General features: G+C 69.8%; 21 protein-coding genes and 2 pseudogenes. 5 read left to right on the top strand and 18 right to left on the bottom strand.

Annotated features, from left to right (window positions below):
• Positions 1-93 precede the first annotated feature (93 nt).
• The 6 genes from SSQG_RS37010 to SSQG_RS36990 all read right to left on the bottom strand — a co-directional run bounded on the left by SSQG_RS37010 (position 94) and on the right by SSQG_RS36990 (position 4,681).
• A complete protein-coding gene (locus tag SSQG_RS37010) occupies positions 94-1,410 on the bottom strand; it encodes an MFS transporter (RefSeq protein WP_003995127.1) in 1,317 nt (438 codons plus the stop codon).
• A 297-nt stretch (positions 1,411-1,707) separates the two neighbouring features.
• Positions 1,708-2,343, bottom strand: coding sequence for a TetR/AcrR family transcriptional regulator (locus tag SSQG_RS37005; protein WP_003995126.1), 636 nt, complete (start codon positions 2,341-2,343; stop codon positions 1,708-1,710).
• Between the two features lie 391 nt (positions 2,344-2,734).
• Positions 2,735-2,896 (bottom strand): FCD domain-containing protein, encoded by a 162-nt coding sequence (locus SSQG_RS43300; RefSeq protein WP_338117316.1) that lies wholly within the window; start codon positions 2,894-2,896, stop codon positions 2,735-2,737.
• Positions 2,897-2,915: 19 nt separating this feature from the next.
• A complete protein-coding gene (locus SSQG_RS43295; RefSeq protein WP_244299395.1) occupies positions 2,916-3,140 on the bottom strand; it encodes a hypothetical protein in 225 nt (74 codons plus the stop codon).
• A gap of 110 nt (positions 3,141-3,250) precedes the next feature.
• Positions 3,251-3,742 (bottom strand): hemerythrin domain-containing protein, encoded by a 492-nt coding sequence (locus tag SSQG_RS36995; protein ID WP_003995124.1) that lies wholly within the window; start codon positions 3,740-3,742, stop codon positions 3,251-3,253.
• 93 nt (positions 3,743-3,835) lie between these two features.
• Positions 3,836-4,681 (bottom strand): RNA polymerase sigma factor SigF, encoded by an 846-nt coding sequence (locus tag SSQG_RS36990; protein WP_003995123.1) that lies wholly within the window; start codon positions 4,679-4,681, stop codon positions 3,836-3,838.
• Positions 4,682-4,890: 209 nt separating this feature from the next.
• Between SSQG_RS36990 and SSQG_RS36985 the strand changes: the two genes are divergently transcribed.
• Together SSQG_RS36985 and SSQG_RS43290 are read left to right on the top strand one after the other, a co-directional pair.
• Positions 4,891-5,604, top strand: a complete 714-nt coding sequence (locus tag SSQG_RS36985; RefSeq protein WP_003995122.1) for a restriction endonuclease — start codon at positions 4,891-4,893, stop codon at positions 5,602-5,604.
• A 107-nt stretch (positions 5,605-5,711) separates the two neighbouring features.
• Positions 5,712-5,834: pseudogene (locus SSQG_RS43290) on the top strand (oxidoreductase); the annotation flags it as partial.
• On the opposite strand, the gene SSQG_RS36975 reads toward SSQG_RS43290, so the two are convergent.
• The 3 genes from SSQG_RS36975 to SSQG_RS41185 form a co-directional block, all read right to left on the bottom strand.
• Positions 5,831-6,301 carry a DUF3592 domain-containing protein gene (locus SSQG_RS36975; RefSeq protein WP_003995120.1) on the bottom strand — a complete coding sequence of 157 codons (471 nt, stop codon included), beginning with the start codon at positions 6,299-6,301 and terminating at the stop codon, positions 5,831-5,833. The pseudogene SSQG_RS43290 and the gene SSQG_RS36975 sit on opposite strands and share 4 nt — an antisense overlap.
• Before the next feature lie 135 nt (positions 6,302-6,436).
• Positions 6,437-8,422 (bottom strand): glycosyltransferase family 2 protein, encoded by a 1,986-nt coding sequence (locus SSQG_RS36970; protein ID WP_003995119.1) that lies wholly within the window; start codon positions 8,420-8,422, stop codon positions 6,437-6,439.
• A 256-nt stretch (positions 8,423-8,678) separates the two neighbouring features.
• Positions 8,679-8,846: a hypothetical protein gene (locus SSQG_RS41185; protein ID WP_003995118.1), complete on the bottom strand. Its 168-nt coding sequence runs from the start codon at positions 8,844-8,846 to the stop codon at positions 8,679-8,681.
• A 319-nt stretch (positions 8,847-9,165) separates the two neighbouring features.
• Between SSQG_RS41185 and SSQG_RS36965 the strand changes: the two genes are divergently transcribed.
• Entirely contained in the window at positions 9,166-9,993 is an 828-nt protein-coding gene (locus SSQG_RS36965; protein ID WP_003995117.1) for a DUF1684 domain-containing protein, read from the top strand.
• 11 nt (positions 9,994-10,004) lie between these two features.
• On the top strand, positions 10,005-10,565 hold the full coding sequence (locus tag SSQG_RS36960; protein ID WP_003995116.1) for an AAA family ATPase: 561 nt from the start codon (positions 10,005-10,007) through the stop codon (positions 10,563-10,565).
• Here the strand turns inward: SSQG_RS36960 and SSQG_RS44175 are convergent.
• The 5 genes from SSQG_RS44175 to SSQG_RS36945 all read right to left on the bottom strand — a co-directional run bounded on the left by SSQG_RS44175 (position 10,480) and on the right by SSQG_RS36945 (position 14,321).
• Positions 10,480-10,668: a hypothetical protein gene (locus SSQG_RS44175; protein WP_425315027.1), complete on the bottom strand. Its 189-nt coding sequence runs from the start codon at positions 10,666-10,668 to the stop codon at positions 10,480-10,482. The genes SSQG_RS36960 and SSQG_RS44175 overlap by 86 nt on opposite strands.
• Before the next feature lie 81 nt (positions 10,669-10,749).
• Positions 10,750-12,126, bottom strand: coding sequence for an NtaA/DmoA family FMN-dependent monooxygenase (locus tag SSQG_RS36955; RefSeq protein WP_003995115.1), 1,377 nt, complete (start codon positions 12,124-12,126; stop codon positions 10,750-10,752).
• 22 nt (positions 12,127-12,148) lie between these two features.
• The gene (locus SSQG_RS36950) at positions 12,149-13,351 is read right to left on the bottom strand and encodes an LLM class flavin-dependent oxidoreductase (RefSeq protein ID WP_003995114.1); all 1,203 of its coding nucleotides are present in this window, start codon (positions 13,349-13,351) and stop codon (positions 12,149-12,151) included.
• A gap of 77 nt (positions 13,352-13,428) precedes the next feature.
• Positions 13,429-13,506: a putative leader peptide gene (locus SSQG_RS43810; RefSeq protein ID WP_338117315.1), complete on the bottom strand. Its 78-nt coding sequence runs from the start codon at positions 13,504-13,506 to the stop codon at positions 13,429-13,431.
• Between the two features lie 68 nt (positions 13,507-13,574).
• Positions 13,575-14,321, bottom strand: coding sequence for a GNAT family N-acetyltransferase (locus SSQG_RS36945; protein ID WP_003995112.1), 747 nt, complete (start codon positions 14,319-14,321; stop codon positions 13,575-13,577).
• Positions 14,322-14,826: 505 nt separating this feature from the next.
• Between SSQG_RS36945 and SSQG_RS36940 the strand changes: the two genes are divergently transcribed.
• Positions 14,827-16,056, top strand: a complete 1,230-nt coding sequence (locus SSQG_RS36940; RefSeq protein WP_003995111.1) for an acyl-CoA dehydrogenase family protein — start codon at positions 14,827-14,829, stop codon at positions 16,054-16,056.
• Positions 16,057-16,118: 62 nt separating this feature from the next.
• On the opposite strand, the pseudogene SSQG_RS36935 reads toward SSQG_RS36940, so the two are convergent.
• The 4 genes and pseudogenes from SSQG_RS36935 to SSQG_RS36920 all read right to left on the bottom strand — a co-directional run bounded on the left by SSQG_RS36935 (position 16,119) and on the right by SSQG_RS36920 (position 19,397).
• Positions 16,119-17,047: pseudogene (locus SSQG_RS36935) on the bottom strand (ABC transporter substrate-binding protein).
• Between the two features lie 10 nt (positions 17,048-17,057).
• Entirely contained in the window at positions 17,058-17,720 is a 663-nt protein-coding gene (locus SSQG_RS36930; RefSeq protein ID WP_003995108.1) for an ABC transporter permease, read from the bottom strand.
• A gap of 1 nt (position 17,721) precedes the next feature.
• On the bottom strand, positions 17,722-18,363 hold the full coding sequence (locus SSQG_RS36925; RefSeq protein ID WP_003995107.1) for an ABC transporter permease: 642 nt from the start codon (positions 18,361-18,363) through the stop codon (positions 17,722-17,724).
• Positions 18,360-19,397, bottom strand: coding sequence for an ABC transporter ATP-binding protein (locus SSQG_RS36920; protein WP_039934460.1), 1,038 nt, complete (start codon positions 19,395-19,397; stop codon positions 18,360-18,362). The genes SSQG_RS36925 and SSQG_RS36920 overlap by 4 nt, the downstream gene beginning before the upstream one ends.
• Between the last annotated feature and the right edge of the window lie 73 nt (positions 19,398-19,470).

Genomic DNA, 19,470 nt, shown 5'->3' with positions numbered 1-19,470 from the left:
GGCGAACGTTGCCTGCCGCGGCACTAGACAACGGGACAGCGCGTCGCGATGACCGCCGGGCTCCTGGCGCCGGCGGTCACCGCGTCGGACGTCTCAGACCATCTTCGCGCCCACGTCCTTGCGGACCGTGAGCAGGGCCCCGATCCCGATCACGCAGACCGTCATGACGAAGAACGCCGGGGAGAGCTGGTTCCCGGTGCGCTGGACCAGGAAGGTCGCGATGTACGGGGCGGTACCGCCCGCCAGGACGGTGCCGATGTTGTAGCCGATCGCCATGCCCGTGAACCGGACCCGGCGATCGAACAGGTGCGGCCACAGACTGGCCGCCGGGACCTGCACGAACGCGCTGCTCAGCATGAACAGCAGGTAAGCGGCGCCGGCCAGGGCCAGGTTGTGCCGGTCCATCAGCATCATCGCGGGATAGGCGGTCAGCAGGAATCCCAGCAACCCCGCCATCAGGATGCGGCGGGAGCCGAACCGGGCGGCGAGCCAGCCGGCCGGCACCATGAGCAGCACGGTGACGAGCACGACGCCCGCGCTCAGCCAGAGCACCTGCGTGGGGTCGTACCCCAGGTCGGTGGTGAGGTGGATGCCGATGTACGTCAGGCCGAGGAAGATGGCGCCGCCCTGCGCCATGGACAGGCCGATGGACTGCAGCAGCGCCGCGCGGTGCGTGGCCAGGACCTCCCGGATCGGAGCGGTGGGGATGTCGGCGCGCCGTGCGGCCTCCTCGAATTCGGGGGTGTCCTCGATCCGCAGCCGGGCCCACAGGCAGAACAGGGTGAGCGGCACGGCCATGAGGAACGGCAGCCGCCAGCCCCAGTCGGCCATCTGGTCCTTCGTGGCGAGGGCGGAGATCACCCCGGCCGTGGCGGCCGCGAACATGAACCCGAGGTTGGACCCGATGGGCGTGACGGCACCGAGGAAGGCCCTGCGCCGCGGCGGGGCCGACTCGTAGATGTAGGTGTAGGCGCCGACCGACTCGCCCCCCGTGGAGATGCCCTGCATCAATCGGCACAGAAGGAGCAGCACCGCCGCGGTCACGCCGATCTGGCTGTAGGTCGGCAGCAGCCCGGTGGCGCTGCTGGCGACTCCCATGCACAGCACCGAGGAGACCAGCGCCTTGCGGCGCCCCCATCGGTCTCCGAGCCATCCGAAGAACACGCCGCCGATCGGCCGCACCACCAGTCCGGTGGCGAACACCGCGAGCGTCGCCAGGAGCGCGGCCGCCGGCTCCGCGCTCGGGAAGAACTGCGGCGCGATCACCACGGCGAGATAGCCGTAGACGCTGAAGTCGTAGTACTCGATCAGGGTGCCGAGGCTGCCGGCGAGCATCGCGCGGCGCACCGTACGAGGTTCGTAGGTCGCCGACTGGGCCCCTGATGTGGCGGAACTCTGAGTGGCACTCATGCTCCGGCTCTCCTTCCCGGCACGGTCCCGTACCTGCCGACGCCGGGGACGCTACAGAACTGAACTCAGTACAGCTAGACCGGTGCGTGGATTTTCTCGGCGCGGGGCGGAGGGCCGGACCGGCGCCTGGGCGTGCGAGGCACTTGACCTGCGGCGACGATGAGAAGCCTCACCACTCGGGTCACCGAAGCACTGCGGGGCACGGTCACCGCGGCGGCGCAGCATGACCGTCCACGACTTTGAACCGGATTCGGTTCACACCGGGTGTGCTTCGCTTGAACGGAACTCTCCGTCGAGTCAGCGCGCGCCGGCCAGCCGCAGGGCGAAGTCGCCGTACTGGTACACGACCTGATCCTCCGTCAGGTCACCGTCCTCGCGGTACCAGACCGGTACGCCCATCCCGAGATCCAGGATCGCGTAGGAGGTCAGCTTCACCGTGGTGACACTGAAGCGCCCGGCCTGCACGCCTTCGCTGAGCAACGTCCGGAAGGCCTGCTCGTAGGCGGCACGCCGCTGAAGGACCTCCGTACGGTGGGGCTCCTCCAGGCTGCGGATCTCCCGGGTCCCCACGAACGCTTCGAGGCGGTGCCGGACGTGGTAGCGGACATGAGCCTCGGCCGCCCGGCGCAGCCGCTCCACCACGTCCTCACATCCCGTGACGGCAGCGCGGTGGTTCCGCAGCAGGTCGTCCATCGTGCCCGTCATGATCTGGGTGAGCAGTTCCTGCTTGGACCCCACGTGCTTGTACAGACTCGGCCCACGCATCCCCACCGCTTCGCCGATGTCGGCCATCGTGGTGGCGGCGTACCCTCGCTCGGCGAACAGGACGAGGGCAGCGTTGCGGATCTCCACCGCACGCGGCCCCGGAGCCCGGCCGGCCGCCGTACGCCCCCGGGCGGCTACCGCCGACTGATTGCCGCGCTGTGTCGTCACGCTTCCCCTGCCTTGTCCACCGGCCGGCGACGCGTAGCCGCTCGCCGCCATCCACTCCGCCCAGCTCACCGTAAGCCATCCGAGGTCGCCCCCCTCCCGCCCGGGAGTGCCGCGTGCCGACGGCCGGGGAAAGCCACCACCGGCCCGGTCTGTGTTCCTCAGCCGTGCTCGCTTCCTGCCGCGGGAGCCGTGCGCGTGGACTGGGCTGCGTCGACGCCGTGCTGAGCACGTCGCAGGTGTCCTGGAACTCGTCCATCAGCCGGCCGGCCTCGTGTCAGCTCACGAAGTCCAGCCGCACCTCCGCCCCGAGGGAGAAGTCCTGGCCGGTCAGGCTGTCGATGAGGGCTTGGAGGGTCTGTGCGAGGTGGTGGCGGCAGGCGGCCGACGCCGCCTACGCTTCGCCTTGGGTGATCGCCTTGAGCATGGCTCGGTGTTCCTCCAGCGACGTCAGCATGCGCCCGAGGCCGCTGTGCGACAGGTCCCGCAGGCGCACCGTCTGGCTGCGCACGTCACGGAGCGTGCGGGCCAGACAGGGGTGCCGGCACGTCGCGATGACCGCCTGGTCGAAGCGTTCACTCAGGTTCGTAGAACCCCTGGTAGGCCCGCTCCTGCTCGGCCAGGGCCAAGGCCCGGAAGCTACTGGCGAACTCGTTCAGCTGCTCCAGGAGCTCCCAGAACGGCGTCAGGAGTTCCTCGCGCGCCGCACGCGACGTCGCGACCGAGGCTGCCGCCTCCGGCTCCAGCAGCATCCGGAACTCGAACAGGGCGCGCACCCCGCCCGGCGAGATCGCCGCCACACGCGCGACCTCGCCGGGCACAAAGTCGACCAGCCCCTCGCGGGCCCGGGACCGAACGGCCGTGACGGCTGTGTGGAGGGGACGCGGCGGGGACGTGGCGACGAGACGCGTCAGGCGCCGACGATACGGCGCACGTTGTCCACGGAGCCGCAGCCCGACTTCAGCTGACGCTCCCGCTCTGCCAGAAACGCCTCGCCGAGCTCTTCCCTGCGGTCCATGGCGACGTTCTCGCGCGCACCGTTGAGGATGGTGCGCTCCTCCTCGTCGGCGTGGTGGGTGACGGCCTCCACGAGCTCTTCCAGCTTCGTGTCCCACTCGTCGGAGCCGACCTCGTCGACCTCCAGGAGTTCCAGAAGCGCCTTGTTGCCCTCTTCGTGCTCCTCCTCGCCGTGCTCGACCTCGTCGTCGTCGATCTTCTTGTAGCGCTTGAGGGCGGGATACACCTTCGCCTCCTCCGCCAGCGCGTGTGCGATCAGCAGATCGGCGAACTCCGAGAGAGCCGCTGCCCGGTCGGCTTCGACGCTGCGCATCAGACGGAAGAGATCCTCCATCCTTCTGTGATCCTGGAGAATGAGCTCGACGACGTCCCGTGTCTCGGCCATGGGCACCACTTCCGTGCGAAGGAACCTTGCCGGAACCGAATACCCCCGACCGTGATGTTCAGTGATCCCGTTTCGGCACGGTCGGGCGCCCGCTCAGTGATCGGCGAGCATGCCTTCCCGCAGCCGGGCGAGGGTGCGCGACAGCAGCCGGGAGACCTGCATCTGCGAGACGCCCAGACGTTCGCCGATCTGGGCCTGGGTGAGTTCCTCCACGAACCGCATGCGGATGATGTGCCGGTCCCGCTCGTCGAGTTCGGCGAGCAGCGGGGCCAGGGCGTGGAAGTCCTCCACCAGCTCCATAGCCTGGTCCTCGGCACCGATGAAGTCCTGCAGCGCCGCTTCGCCGTCGTCGCTGCCGCTGATGGTGGCGTCGAGCGAGGAGGAGTTGTAGCCGTTCGCGGCGATGCGGGCCTCGCGCACCTCCTGCTCGGGAAGGCTCATCAGCTCCGACAGTTCCTTCACCGTCGGCGTACGGCCCAGACGACTGCGCAGTTCCTCCGTGGCGCGGGCGAGCTGGACGCGGGCTTCCTGGAGCCGGCGGGGCACGTGCACGGCCCAGGTGGTGTCGCGGAAGAAGCGCTTGATCTCACCCACGATGTAGGGGACGGCGAAGGAGGTGAACTCCGCCTCCCGGGAGAGATCGAACCGGTCTATCGCCTTGATCAGGCCGATCATGCCGACCTGGACGATGTCCTCCATCTCCTCGGGCCCCCGGCTGCGGAACCGGCCGGCCGCGAACCGGACCAGGGACATGTTCATCTCGATCAGCGTGTTCCGCGCGTACTGGTACTCCGGCGTGCCTTCCTCCAGCACCGCGAGCCGGTCGAAGAACTGCCTGGACAGTTCGCGGGCGTCCTTCGGCGCGACGCGCGCGGGATCGGCGACCGCAGGCAACTCGCATGTCTGTGTTGCCGCCGCCGTTCCGTTCATGAGTGCCATGACAAACCCCTCCCACCGTCGAAGCCGACCGCCGCTGCCAGCAGGATGCAGCAGGCGCCGCCCGCGCGGATACCCCCTGGTCCTGCTTCCATGCCTGCACTTCGGATCAGGTCCGGGACGAGTCTTCGCTGAGCTCACGACGATGAAGATCCTGATCTTGGGCACACGGTGGACGATCTTGCTGTCGGTCCCACGAGGAGGGGCATGTCGTGACCGCACCTACGCTCCGTACGCCACCCGTGAACCGCCGGCGCCGGTTCGACCTTCGTTCGACGACCCTGTTCTTCGTCTTTCTGGCCGTGGTCGTGAGCGTCGTCGGATTCGCCGTGCGCATGGTGGCGGGCTCCGTCGAACGTCGTCCCGCCTGGGTGTTCGTCCTGGTCGTCGTGGGCGTGGCGAGCCTCCTGGGGCTGCGGCGCCGGTTGCACGTGATGAGGGCTGCACGCCGGGCCGCGGCTGCGCTCGACGAGGCGGCGAGGGAGGCGGCCGAGGAACTGGAGGCCCTCGCGATCCCGCGTCAGCGCGTGTCCGCTGACGTCGCCGGTGGTTACGACGCTCTGACGCCGGAGGAGTTCGAGGAGGCGATCGCCGCCCTCTGCGAACGCGACGGTTGCTCTGCCGTCGACATCGTGGGAGGGGCCGGGGACCTGGGCGCCGACGTCCTGGCCGTGACCCCGGACGGGCTCCGGGTCGTCCTCCAGTGCAAGCGCTACGACGAGGCCCACAGGGTCGGCTCGCAGGACCTCCAGCGCTTCGGTGGCACGTGCTTCACCGTCCACGAGGCCGATGTCGCCGTGCTGGTCACCACGAGCCATTTCACCGAACCGGCGATGGAGTACGCCGAGCAGTGCGGGATCGTGTGCGTGGACCGGGAAGGCCTCCAGGCATGGACGGACGGCACCGGTCCGGAGCCCTGGCGGTGACAGTGAGCGGCGGGTGACCAGGGGCCAGGTGGCCTAGGTCCTTGGTGCCGGTCCACCCAGGTCCCGGGTCCGATTCGCCGAGGCCCGGCGGCGGTTGGCGTCCCCTCATCGGCGACATCACCACCGCCCGTGGGCAGGAGCACTTCGCCCTGCTGTTCATGGGCATCGCGGGCGGTGTGGGGTCTCACACGTTCAACATCAGTGTGGTCACCCGTCCTGCCACCGCCTAGGAGTGCCTCCGCATCACCAGCGCGATGACCGTCCCGATGCCCGAGAACAACAGCCCGATGCCACCGAAGATCAGCGGCAGCAGCCACAGTGAGGCGAACCCGTTGATGCGCGCGTCCTCGGGAGAGTCCGCGCGGTAGAGGACCTCGACCTGTTCTCCCACCTCGTACGACGGGGGGTTGGTGCCCGCGGCGTCCCGGAACTTCCTCGGGGTCCCGTCATTCGACGTGAACTCGATCACCGGGTAGGCCGCGGGCTCGTCGTTCACCCTCTTCTTGCGGGACGAACTGGTGTGGTCGTTACGCCACTCCAGGGCCACCACCCGGCCCGGGGCACGCTCCGCTCCCGCCAGGTACGAGACGGAGACCCCCGCGAGGATCAGTCCGACGATCATGAACAGTGCCCCGAACGCGATCGCCCCGAAGACGACCCACTTACGGACACCCTCCCCACGCACCTGAACCTGCACGATGTCCCTTTCACTCGTCCGGAGCCAGAGGGACGTTATCCCGGATCGGCGGCGCGCGGCGGATCGGCGACGCCGGGCCGCTCCGGGGTGGGACGCCGGCTGCCGGGCCGCGCGGCCGAACGTCGAAGCCGACCGTCATCGACCGAGCCGGCGACGCAGGGCCACCGCCAGTCTGACCGGCGCGACGCGCAGCACCAAGGCGCCCTTCGAGCCACGTGGGAGCGGTTTGGCGTAATAGGGGCGGCCGAGTCGGGAGACGCGGAACCAGTGGGTGCCGGTCAGTCCCTTCGCGGGAGGGACGGGGATCCGGCGGCTCGGCTCGTCGGTGCGGAGGGTCAGCGTCCAGTGGCCTGGGGGCAGTTCCCTGACCGGCAGGCGGGCGGTGAAGCCGGTGTGGCTGCCGTCCTGTGCGTACCGCAGGGGCACTTCTCGCGCCGAGCCGGAGTCGGTTTCGGCGCGCAGGGCGGTGGGCTTGGGATGGCGTGACGGCTCGTCGGTCAGGCGTCCGGTGACGATGAGGGTGGCGGGTACGGAGGTGTCCCAGGCGATGCCGGTCACGTGGCAGGGCGGCTCGTCCTCGGTCAGCCGGATCTCCAGGGAGAAGTTTCCGTGGGGGGTGAAGAAGGGGCGGGCGGTGGTGGGCTCGTGCCCGGGGCGAGGTGCTGTGACCACCTCGCGCTTCGGCGGAGCCGTTCGTTTGCCGTTCGGGTCCGTCCGGGCCTGCCGGAGCCGGACGGTCCGGCTGACTCCCCTGACGCGCACGTCCAGGTAGAGGTCCCACACGCCGGGGCCGAGGGGTGCGCCGGAGTCCACGGTGCTCAGGTCCATGTCGGCGGTGAAACCGACTGTCTCGTCAGCGGCCACGGGCATGCGGATGTCAGGGTGCTCGAACCCGCGCGGGCGCAGGATCAGTCGGCTCCCGGATTCGAGGGCGCCGACGGACTCGATCCGGGCGTGGCCGGCGAGCCGGAGCACACCACTCTCGCCGGTCCACGCGGCTTCGGCCAGTTCGTGGTGGACCGGGAGCCGGTCGGTGACGTCGAAGCAGACGTCCGGGACCGCCTTCACCGGGTCCCTGAAGAAGGGGTGACACCAGTAGACGCGGCCTTTGTCGATGATGTTGCCGCACGCCGCGTCCTCCTTGGCGTTCCGTGCCACGGCCATGAGGTCCTCGTAGCGGTCCGCGCGCAGGAGGTGGACGATCAGCCGGTCGGGCGGGGTGAGCTGCTGGAAGACCCCGTCGGTCGCGTAGCTCTGTGCCCAGTGCCGGAACTGCGGGTAGAAGAACTCGCGGGCGCGCTGTTCGCTCTCCTTGGGCAGCAGGGCGCGCAGGGGGCCGCACAGCTCCCACTCCACATGGCGGCGCATGATCCGGTCCCGTCGCGGGCCGGGTTCCAGGTAGCGGGCGACCGTCTCGAAGCACAGCCGGGTGCCGTCCATGCGGTGGACGAGGTCGGCGGCGGTGAGGGTGAGGTTGTTGCCGTTCTCGCGGTTGCGTGAGTAGTAGCAGTCGTAGTCGGCGACCACGGAGATGCCGTCGGCGTTGAGGAAGGCGGCGGCGGTGAACGGCTTGTCCTCGCAGTTGCGGTACGGCGGGAACCTCAGCTCCAGCCGCTCGATCAGCGAGCGTCGGAACAGCTTCCAGCAGCCCAGGGTGCGGTAGGCGTGGGAGGAGAAGATGTCCGTCCGGGGCTGGTTGTGGGAGAAGACGGCCGTCGGTACGGCTCGCCCGCCCACGGACACCATCTTGCCGAGGACCACGTCCGTGAGGTTCGCGTCCGCCATCGCGACCATGCGGCGCAGGGCGTCCGGGCCCAGGTAGTCGTCGGAGTCGAGGAAGAAGACGTACTCGCCGTCGGCCATGTCCAGGCCGGTGTTGCGCGGGCCGCCGGCTCCTCCGCTGTTGGCCTGGTGGACGACGCGCAGGGCGGCGCAGGTGTGGGCGAGCCGGTCCAGCTCGTCCCCGGTTCCGTCGGTCGACCCGTCGTCGACCGCGATGATCTCGATCTTGTCCAGGCCGAGTGTCTGCTCCATGACGGAGGTGACGCACTTCGTCAGTTCCGGCATGGAGTTGTACGCGGGGATGATCACGCTGACGCGGGGGGGATTCGTACGGAGCATGAGGACTCCCGGGCCGTGGGACTGGACGCGGCTGAGGGAGACAGGCCGCTTCCCGACGGGAGCCGCCGTCGCGTGGTCGTCCGGGTCCCGGTGACGAAGGCTGTCGGCGGCTTGTCACGCTCATCTCCATGGAGCTTCGGCGTGGCCCCGTCCGACCGCCCCGCGTGAGGCGCCCTCATGCGCCGTCGGAGTGTTGGAACCACCCGTTCGGGGGTGTCGGCCGTCCTGCCGGGTACAGGGCGTTCGCGTAGCGGGGTCAGTGTGGAGCGAAGAGGTTCTTCTCGTTCCGCAGGACGTAGCGTGCCGTGTCCGTGCCGAGCGTGATCCCTGCCTCGTCGGCCGACCGCGTGTGGATGCCGGAACAGACCCGGGCGTCGACGTTCTCGTCCGAGAGCTGCTTCCAGGTCGTGTACGTCCGGGTCACCGGGCCGGCAACAATACTTTCGTGCGAACGCCATGTGCCCGTTACGTCCGGGCTTCGCGCACTCACATCGAGGCGATGAACCGATCTGGTGCGTTGCGGCCCGCGTGTGGTTACCTGGCCCCATGACCGTGCTCGTGACCCGCCGCCACGTTGACTACGGGCGTGTCACCACCACGTGTTGTTCCGCCGAGAGCTGACGCCTCGCTCCGGCTTCTGATCTGCGTTCTCTCCACCGCATCACATTGACCACTGCCGGTGTACGCGAAACCGCCGCGCGCGACGCCCCCCGACATCAGTGCCGAATTCCGCAGGAGCACACATGACTGTCCAGGACTCCCCCACCGGCATCGACGCCTTCGCCACCGAATGGGAGGCATGGCATCAGCGCAGGGATTCCACCCTCGCCCATGAACACGGATTCCTTGCCGTCACGGGCCTGCACTGGCTCGCCACCGGCCCCCAGCGCTTCCCCGACGCGCCCGGCACCTGGTCGACGGGCGACGAGGGCGTCATCGTCGTGCTCGGCGAGGGGGAGGAACTCGTCGTCGACGGCACCGCGGTGCACGGGCGGCACGCATTCGGTGCCATCCCGGAACGCGGTGGCGTCACCGCCGTCTGGGGCGCTGCCGTGATCGAGATCGCCAAGCGCGGCGGCCACGACGTGATCCGGCCACGGCACCCGGACCATCCGCTGCGTACCGCGTTCACCGGGACGCCCGCCTACGCGCCCGACCCGCGCTGGGTGGTCACCGGCACGTACACGCCCTTCCCGGAACCGCGGCCGACCACCGTGGGTGCCGTCGCCGAGGGACTTCAGCACGTCTACGACGCACCCGGCAGGATCCGATTCCGGATCGACGGCCGGACGCTGGGCCTGACCGCGTTCAACGGAAACACCCCTGGCGGCCTCATGGTGCTGTTCACCGACGCGACCTCCGGCGTGACCACGTACGCGGCCAATCGCGCCCTGCAGATCGACGCGCCCGGACCCGACGGCACCGTGGTGCTGGACTTCAACCGTGCCACCAACCTTCCGTGCGCGTACACCGACTTCGCGACCTGCCCGCTGCCGCCCACCGAGAACCGGCTGCCGGTCGCGATCGAGGCCGGTGAGCAGATCCCCCACGAGCGGCGGACCGCACAGTGAGCTCCCCGCGTGTGGACAACGCGTCGTCGCCCGATCGCGAACGGCGAGCCGGCCCCGTGCTTGTCGTGGTCGGTGGTCTGCCCGCCACCGGAAAGACCACGCTCGCCCGTCTGCTGGCGGCGGAGGTCGGCGCGGTTCACCTGCGCGTGGACACCATCGAGCAGGCACTCGTCCGGTCCGGCCTGGCCCGGCACCCGGTCGGCCCGGCGGGCTACGTCGTCGGGTACGCCCTGGCCGAGGAGCATCTGCGGCAGGGCCTGACCGTGATCGCGGAGTCGGTGAACCCGCTGGCGGTGACGCGGGAGGCCTGGCGGGGCGCGGCCGCACGGGCGGGCGTGCCCTGCGTCGAGGTGGAGGTCGTCTGCTCCGACCCGGTCGAGCACCGGCTGCGCGCGACGTCGCGGTCGGTCGACATCCCGGGTCTGCCGCTGCCCTGCTGGCAGCAGATCCTCGACCGGGAGTACGAGCCGTGGGACCGGGACCGGGTCATCGTGGACACCGCGGGACAGGCTCCGGAGGCGTCGTCGGCCCTGCTGCTGGGGGCTGTGTTGTCGGCGGCCGCCGGTGAATGAAGAGGCGGATGCGCCGGGTCAGTGCCGCGAGGTGGCTGAGCACGACGGTCGGTTGGGGAGGAGATGAACGGCCGCTCGGACCGCCCCCCTCACTCCCCACCACCACGCCGAACCCGTCGAAGCCCAGTTCCTCGGCGAGCAGGACGTTGTCAAGGACCTCGCGATCAGGGTGATCGCAAGGGCTTCACGACGCCGCCCGCTGCTCACCCTGTAGGTCGTCGGGGTGGGCGAGGCCGAGCTGGTGGCGGAGGGTCGGTCCCTCGTATTCGGTGCGGAAGACGCCCCGTTCCTGGAGCAGCGGGACGACCTTGTCGGCGAACTCGTCGAGGCCGGTCGGGGTGATGTGCGGGACGAGGATGAAGCCGTCACTGGCGTCTGCCTGCACCAGGTCGTCGATGGTGCGGGCGATCGTCTCGGCCGAGCCGATGAAGTTCTGCCGGTTTCCGGTCTCGATGACCAGGTCGCGGATCGACCAGTTGTTGGCCGCGGCGAGCTCGCGCCACTCGCGGGCGGTGGTCAGCGGGTCGCGGTACATGCGGACCTGGGCGCGACCCTTGGAGATGTGGTTGTCGCTGACGTCGGGGTCGATGTCGGGGAGCGGCCCGTCCGGGTCGTAGGATGACAGGTCCCGGTTCCAGACGAACTCAAGGTGCTTGATGGCGGTGGCGCCGCTGACCTGCTGGCGGCGCACCACCTTGGCCAGCTCCTCCGCCTCGGCGTCGGTGTCGGCCAGCGTGAAGGTGGCGGCGGGCAGGATCAGCAGCTGGTCGGGGCGGCGGCCGTACTTGGCGAGGCGGCTCTTGACGTCCGTGTAGAAGGCCTGGCCGGCCTCCAGGGTGGCGTGCCGGCTGAAGATCGCGTCGGCCTCCGAGGCGGCGAACTCGCGGCCCTCCTCGGAGTCGCCCGCCTGGAAGACGACCGGGCGGCCCTGCGGGGAGCGAGGGACGTTGAACTGGCCGTGGATGTCGAAGTGCTGCCCGGTGTGGACGAAGGAGCCCGCCTTCGCGTCGCGCAGGAACGTGCCGGTCTCCTGGTCGGCGAGGATCTCGTCGCCGTGCCAGGAGTCGAAGAGCTCGTTCGCCGTGGCCAGGAACTCCTTGGCGCGGGAGTAGCGCTCCTCCTGTGGTAGGAAGCCGCCGCGGCGGAAGTTCTCGCCGGTGAAGGCGTCCCACGAGGTCACGACGTTCCAGGCGGAGCGGCCACCGGAGAGGTGGTCGAGGCTGGCGAACTGGCGGGCGACCTCGTAGGGCTCGTTGAAGGTGGAGTTGATGGTGCCGGTGAGGCCGAGGTGCTCGGTGACGGCGGCGAGTGCGGCGAGGATCGTGAAGGTGTCGGGGCGGCCGACGACGTCCAGGTCGTAGATCTTCCCGCCCTGTTCGCGGAGCCTGAGCCCCTCGGCGAGGAACAGGAAGTCGAACTTGGCGCGTTCGGCTGTCTGCGCGAAGTGCGCGAAGGAGCTGAACTCGATGTGGCTGCCGGCGCGCGGGTCGCTCCACACCGTGGTGTTGTTGACGCCGGGGAAGTGGGCGGCCAGGTGGATCTGCTTCAGCGGCTTGCTCATGGTGGTCGTCTCTCCGTCCGGCTCAGTCTGCGACGTGGCGGTTGGCGGGGCGGGCCAGGCCCAGCAGCCCGCGCAGGGTGTCGGCCTCGTACGTGTGGCGGAAGGCGTCGCGGCGCTGGAGTTCGGGCACCAGGCCCCGTGTGATCGCCGGAAGGTCATGGCCGGCGACTGCCGGTCGCAGTCGGAAGCCGGTCAGGCCCGCCGTCTGCAACTCCTGGAGTTGGTCCGCGAGTTGGGAGGGCGTACCGGTGAAGATCGGGGCGTCACTCGTGTACGTCTGTCCCGCGAGGGTGTCGAGGCGCTCGCGGCGGGCCGCGGCCTCAGCGGGGTCGTCGTCCAGGAAGACCACGAGGTCGCCGAAGAGGTGCAGCGGTTCGTCGACGCGACCGGCGGCCGCCTGTTCGGCGCGGATCTCCGCGACGATGGCGCGGGCCTGGCCGGTGTCGTGCGGGGTGACGTAGCCGACGTCGGCGGCGCGGGCCACGAGACGGTAGGGAACGGTGTCGTGGGCGAGAGCACTGACGATCGGCTGGCCCTGAGGCGGCCGGGGCGTGATGGACGGGCCCTTGACACTGAAGTGGCGGCCCTCGAAGCCGATGTAGTGCAGCTTGTCCCGGTCGATGAAGCGGCCGGTGGCGGCGTCCCGGATCTCGGCGTCGTCCTCCCAGCTGTCCCAGAGGCGACGCACCACCTCGACATGGTCGGCGGCCTCGTCGAAGAGGTCGGTCACCACCTCCCGGGCGGCGGGGCTGTCGTAGGCCTGGATGCGCGGGATGGTGCGGCGGCCGAAGTGCGCGGCCTCGTTCGGCCGGGCGGTGACCTGCACGCGCAGGCCGGCGCGGCCGGTACTGACGTAGTCGAGCGTGGCGATCGCCTTGGAGATGTGGAACGGCTCCGTGTGGGTGGAGACCACCGTCGGCACCAGGCCTATGTGGCGGGTCAACGGTGCCACGCGGGAGGCGATGAGTACGGCGTCGAGACGGCCGCGCACCTGGTCGGTGCGCTCGTCCGGGTCCAGCCAGTGGGAGGACTGCGGGCCGAGGCCGTCCTCGATGGTCACGAAGTCGAGCAGACCGCGCTCGGCCTCGGCGACGAGGTCGGCCCAGTACCGGGCGGTGAACAGGTGCCGGGGGCGGGCCACCGGCTCGCGCCACGAGGCGGGATGCCAGCCCGTGCCGTCCAGGGCGACGGCAAGGTGCAGGGAAGAAGAGGGAGTTGAGGACACGAGTCAGCGCCTTCCTGGAAGTCCGCAAGGAGAACGCCGGCTCCTCCGGCAAGAGGGCGGCGAGGTGAAGGAGCGGGTCAGGAGCAACAGAGCGCGCCGGCCACGCGCTGGAGATCTATGTGGGGCCGGGAGTGGAGATGGACGGCGTGGAACATGCGCGTCATGTCCGCCACCTCCGTCCGTCGGGTCGGGCGCTTCGGCGCCTCGCGCATCTCGTCGTCGGTCACAACGGCCGCGCCTCGTGCTGTGTTCCCGGGCTGCGGACCAGCAGGACGGGCGAACGGCGGCGCAGGGTGAAGCCGATGGACTCGTACAGGCGGATCGCCTGGGTGTTGCCCGCGGCGGCGTGCAGGAACGGGATGTCGCCGCGGGCACGGATGCCGGCGGCGACGGCACGTACGAGACGCGTGCCCAGACCGCGGCCACGATGCTCCGGAGCGGTGCAGACGGCACTGATCTCCGTCCAGCCGGGCGGCCGGATCCGCTCGCCGGCCAGGGCGATCAGCCGGCCCTGGTGCCGGATGCCGAGGTAGGTGCCCAGTTCGACGGTGCGTTTCAGGAAGGGGCCCGGTCTGGTGCGGGCGACCAGGTCGAGGATCTCGGGTACGTCGTCGGGTCCGAGCCCGACGGCTTCCGGGGCGGGCTCGGCCCGCAGGGCGGTGTCGACGAGCTGCACTCCCAGACCGCCGCCGATGACGTCCCAACCAGAAGGGACCTCTTCGACCGGCTTGATCCGTACGACGGTTCCGGGACCGACGAGCCTACGCAGGTCGGCCCACGCGGCCGGGTCGGCCGGATCGGCGAGGGCGGCGAAGTCGTAGACGTCGGCCGGGTAGCGGGCGGCGCGGCCGAGGCGTTCGGCGAAGCGGGCGTGCGGGCCGGTCAGTGCGGCCCAGACCGCGTTGTCCAGAGGGTGCGTGCTCGGGTTGGCCAGGGTTTCGCCACCACGAACGTCGATCGATTGTGCCACGGAGGCATGTCTAGCAGGCAGTTGCGGGGTAGATCATTGCAGGTGCATGAATTCCGGGTCCGTCCGGTGTGGCTTTCCCTACATTTCCCATCGATTTACTAGGGAAGCGTTGACGTCTCACCCGGCAGGTGCGCAGGATGATGTACATGTCCCACACACAGCAACGACTCGTTCGTCGTCGGCATGTCGACTTTGGTCACGTCGTCAGCGCCGCCTGCTGTCTCGGGTGAGGCACGCGACTCACACATCGCGCGTGCCGCTCCGCTCCCTCGCTCTCCGCCCAGGTGCTCAGGCGCACCCACCCGCTGCACCCGTGAGCCCGTCGCACTCCTGAAGGACGACCGCCAAGTGCATGCGCGCGAGCAGTTGATGTCCGGCATCTTCCCATTCGTGTCCGGCATCTTCCAGTTCGTCACCGTACGGCGCGCGGGCTGCACGTACGTGCCCGACCAGCAAGAGGACCCCACCACCGCAGCTTGCCGCCGACCCTGAGGAGACCACCACCATGGGCGTTGCCATCGCGCCGGCCGACCCCGCCTCGGCATCCGACCGGACCGGGCCCGACCGTACGCACTGGCTGCGCGTGGCCCGCGAGACGGCGGAGGACCTGGCCACGGACGCGGTGGCCAGGGAGCAGGCGGGCAAGGCCCCCTTCGACGAGGTGTCCCGGCTGCGCGAGTCGGGACTGCTGCCCCTCCTCATATCGCCCGAGCTCGGGGGCGGCGGCGCGGACTGGCCCACGGCCTACGCCGTCGTCCGGGACATCGCCACAGCCGACAGTGCGATCGCTCAACTCCTCGGCTCTCACTACTTCCTGTCGTGGAGCGCCGGGTTCCTCACCGAGCCCGCTCTCGCCGCTCAGATCGAGCGGCAGTCCGCTTTGAAACAGTGGTGTTGGGGCGGTGGTGTCGCCCGCCAGGACCTGCCGCTGACGCTGGCCACGACGGCCGCCGGCCATGTCCTCGACGGTCGGCAGAGCTACACCACCGGGGTCCTGGTCGCCGACCGCCTCGTCGTGCGGGCCGTACGGGCCGACACCGGCGAACCAGTCGCCGTCGTGGTCGACCCCGGCCGTCGGGGTGTACGGATCGACGCCGACGCCGACCCGTTCGGACAGCGGCTCGCGGCAGGCGGGAGCGTCGAGTTCGACGGTGCACCGATCGCCGCCGACGACGTACTCGGCTCCCTGTCCGCGGACGAGGACGTCCTGGCGCCCCTGACGGCACTGGCCTCACCGGTCGGCCGGCTCCTGTCCGTCCAGCTCCGTCTCGGCATGGCCGAGGGAGTGCTCGCCGAAGCCCGTGACTACAGCAGGGCGGGCCACTCCCCCTGGCACCCGGACTGGCCCGTCGGCTCACCCCAGGACCCGCAGGTGCTCACCGCCTACGGAGAACTCACCGTCCTCACCCGCTCCGCGTCGGCTCTCACCGACCAGGCACAGCAAGCCGTGCACGGCGGGCTCGTACGCGGCGAAGACATCACCTACGAGGAGTACGCCGAGATCTCCGTTCTCGTGGCCATGGCGGAAGCCGCCGCCTCCAAGGCCGCGCAGGAGTGCACCGCCCGTGCCCTCGACATCATCGGCGCCCGCTCCGCGTCCGCGCGGCTGGGCTTCGACCGCTTCTGGCGCAACGCCCGGACCCACACGCTGTACGAGCCCGTCACCCACCGGCTCCGCGACGTCGGGGACTACTTCCTCAACGGCGCGCACCCTCCCTTCAGCCTGCCGGTCTGACCGTGTGAAGCCCCAGGGGTTGGAGCTCCACCCAGGCCGACAGGCATGTTCCTCACCGCCTCCTACTGAGTCAGTCCGTGCTGTTCGGCGTATGCGTCGGCCACGTCGCTCGGGTCCTTCTTGTCCTTGTCCACCTGCCGATTGAGTTCGGTGAGCTGGGCGGTCGTCAGGACGTTGCCGAGACGGGCGAGGGCCTTGCGGACCCTGGAGTCGGCCTTGCGGTCGGCGATGAGAGGAACGACGTGCTGCCCGGGGATGAGGTTCTTCGGGTCCGACAGCACCACCCAGTGGTTGTCCTGGATGTCGGTGTCGGTGGTGAAGAGATTCGCCACGTCCACGTCGCCCTTCTTGAGGGCGCCTTTGACCAGCGGCCCTGAGGAGTCCAGGGACTTGAATTCCTTGAACTCCACCCCGTACACGTCCTTCAGGCCCACACGCGACCTGACGCTTCGTACTCGAGCGACGCACCGATGACCAGTCTGCCGTTCTGCTTCTTCAGGTCGGCGAGGGAGGCCAGGCCGTACTTCCTGGCTGTCTCCCGGGTGACCACGAAGGCGTCCGAGTCCTCGGCCATCCCGTACGGCAGGATCTGGAGGCCGGACGGGAGGGCGGCGGCGAGGGCGTTCTGCATCTCGCCCTCCTCCGTGGCCGTCGCCTTGGGGTCCAGGTAGTGGAGGAGGGCGCCCTGGTACTCGGGCAGGAGGTCGATGTCGCCGCCCTTGAGGGCGGGGATCAGGATCTCGCGGGTGCCGAGGTTGGGGCGGACCGTCGTCTTCACGCCGGCTGCCTCCAGGACGGCGGCGTACAGGTAGCCGAGCACCTGGTTCTCGGTGAAGTTGGCGGTGCCGATGGTGACTCCGCCTCTGCTCGAGCCACCGCCGGTCGTCGAGCCGCCCTGGCCGTCGAGGGAAGTGATGCCGCTTGCGCACGCGGAGAGAGCGGGGACGGAGGCGGCGGCGAACAGGCCGCCGATGAGAGTGCGACGATTCATTGCGGATTCCCTAGGCAGTGCGGTGACGGAAGAGGAAGCGCTGAAGGCCGGCGAGGCCGACGTCGAGGACCACGGCGACCAAGGCGACCAGCACCGCGCCGCCGAGCACCTGCACGAGGTCGCGCTGGGCCAGGCCGTCGAAGACGTAGCGGCCCAGCCCGCCGAAGGAGACGTACGCGGCGATCGTGGCCGTGGCCACCACCTGGATCAGTGCCAGCCGCAGCCCCGTCATGATCAGCGGAAGGGCGAGGGGCAGTTCCACGTGAGCGAGGACCTGATGGCCGCGCATCCCCTGTCCGCGCGCGGCGTCCTTCACATCCGGGTCGACGGCCGTCATGCCCGCGTAGGTGTTGGTGACGATCGCCGGTACCGCCAGGGCGACCAGCGCGACGTACACCGGCAGCATCGACAGACCGCCGGCCAGGAAGACCAGCACGACCAGCCCGACGGTCGGGAGGGCGCGGCCGAAGGACGCGAGGTTGATCGCGACGAACGCGCCCTTACCGGTGTGTCCGATCAGCAGGCCGAGCGGGAGGCCGATGGCGGCCGCGATGAGCGTGGCCAGGAGCGAGTACTGGAGGTGTTCGGCGAGACGGTGGCCGATGCCGTCCGGGCCGGACCACTGAGCGTCGCTGACCAGCCACGTGCCGAGGTTCTCGAAGAGTTCGTACATGTCAGGCTCGCCGCCTCTTCCAGGGGGTCAGGACGTACTGGAGCGCGACCAGCAGGGCGTCCGCGGCCACCGCGAGGAGGATCGTGAGGGCCACGCCCGCGATCACTGGGGTGGGGAAGTTGCGCTGGAAGCCGTCGGTGAAGAGCTGGCCGAGTCCGCCGTCGCCGATGTACGTCGCGACGGAGACCAGCGAGATCGACATGACCGTCGCGATCCGGACCCCCGCCATGATCACGGGGAGGGCGAGGGGGAGCTCGACGGTGAGGAGCGTCCGCAAGGGGCGCGTGCCCATGGCCTTGGCCGCCTCCTTCGTCTTCAGGGGGACGGAGTCGAGGCCCTCGACCGTGTTCCGGAGCAGGACGACCAGGGTGTAGATCGTCAGGCCGATGACGGTGGTGGTGCGGGTCAGGCCGCTCACCGGAAGAAGGAGCACGAAGATCGCGATCGACGGGATCGTGAACAGGACGTTCGAGATGCCGAGGAGGAAGCCGCGCAGGGGGCGGACGCGGTGTGCGACGACCGCGAGAGGAAGGGAGATCAGCAGGCCGAGCAGGACCGCGGTCAGGGCGGCCTGGAGGTGGGAGAGGGTGAGGGTGGTCAAATCGTCGGTGTGGCCGGATATCCACGACCAGTCGAGGGTCATGCGGCCACCCGCGCTTCGCTGTGGGCCTGACCGGCGTGGCTGTGGATGTCGTCGCGGGACGAGACGCCGGTGAGGGTCCCGGCGGCGTCGACGCGAGCGATCAGGCCGGTCGGGGAGGCCACGGACTCGTTGAGTGCTGACAGCAGGGAGTCGGTGTCCTTGAGGGGCCGCACCGGCACCTCGCCGTCCTCCGAAGCCCAGTGCAGCGGCTTGCGCGCCTCGTCGAGGACGAGCGTCCAGGTGCCGCCGCCCCCGGGAGCCGGGCCCTGCGGGACGGCGGCGAGGGTCCTCAGGGAGAGCAGCTTGAGGCCGCGCTCGGCGCCGAGGAAGCCGGCCACGAAGTCGTCTGCCGGGCGGGCCAGGAGTTCGGTGGGCGAGGAGCACTGGACGAGGTGGCCGCCGGTGCGGAAGACCGCGATCCGGTCGCCCAGTCGTACGGCCTCGTCGATGTCGTGTGTGACGAAGACGATCGTCTTGTTCAACTCCTCCTGCAGTCGCAGCAGCTCGTCCTGGAGCTGGCTGCGTACGACGGGGTCGACCGCGCCGAAGGGCTCGTCCATGAGCAGGACGGGCGGGTCGGCGGCCAGGGCGCGGGCGACACCGACGCGCTGCTGCTGGCCGCCCGAGAGCTGGTGCGGGTAGCGCTTGCCGACGTCAGCGGCGAGGCCGACGGTTTCGAGGAGCCCGGCCGCGCGGGCTCTCGCCTGCTTGCGGCCATGGCCCAGCAGCAGCGGCACGGTGGCGACGTTGTCGAGCACCGTGCGGTGCGGGAAGAGGCCGGCCTGCTGGATGACGTACCCGATGGAGCGCCGCAGTTCGGCCGCGTCCTGCTGCTGGACGTCCTTGCCGCCGACACGGATGGTGCCGGAGGTCGGTTCGACCATCCGGTTGATCATCCGCAGAGTGGTCGTCTTGCCGCAACCGGAGGATCCGACGAGCACGGTCACGCCCCCTTCCGGCAGGTCGAGGGATAGGTCGTGGACTGCCTCGGCGCCATTGGGGAAGCGCTTGTGCACTGCGTCGAACTGAATCATGAGATGCCCCTTGCCCGGCTGTATAACCTCATGCAGAGTTCTCGGTACGTGAATAACTTGTCAACGGGTCGGC

It is taken from the genome of Streptomyces viridochromogenes DSM 40736, from assembly GCF_000158955.1.
Lineage (GTDB): Bacteria > Actinomycetota > Actinomycetes > Streptomycetales > Streptomycetaceae > Streptomyces > Streptomyces venetus.
The sequence above is the reverse complement of the archived record's forward strand: the minus strand, read 5'-3'. Positions and strand labels throughout refer to the sequence as shown.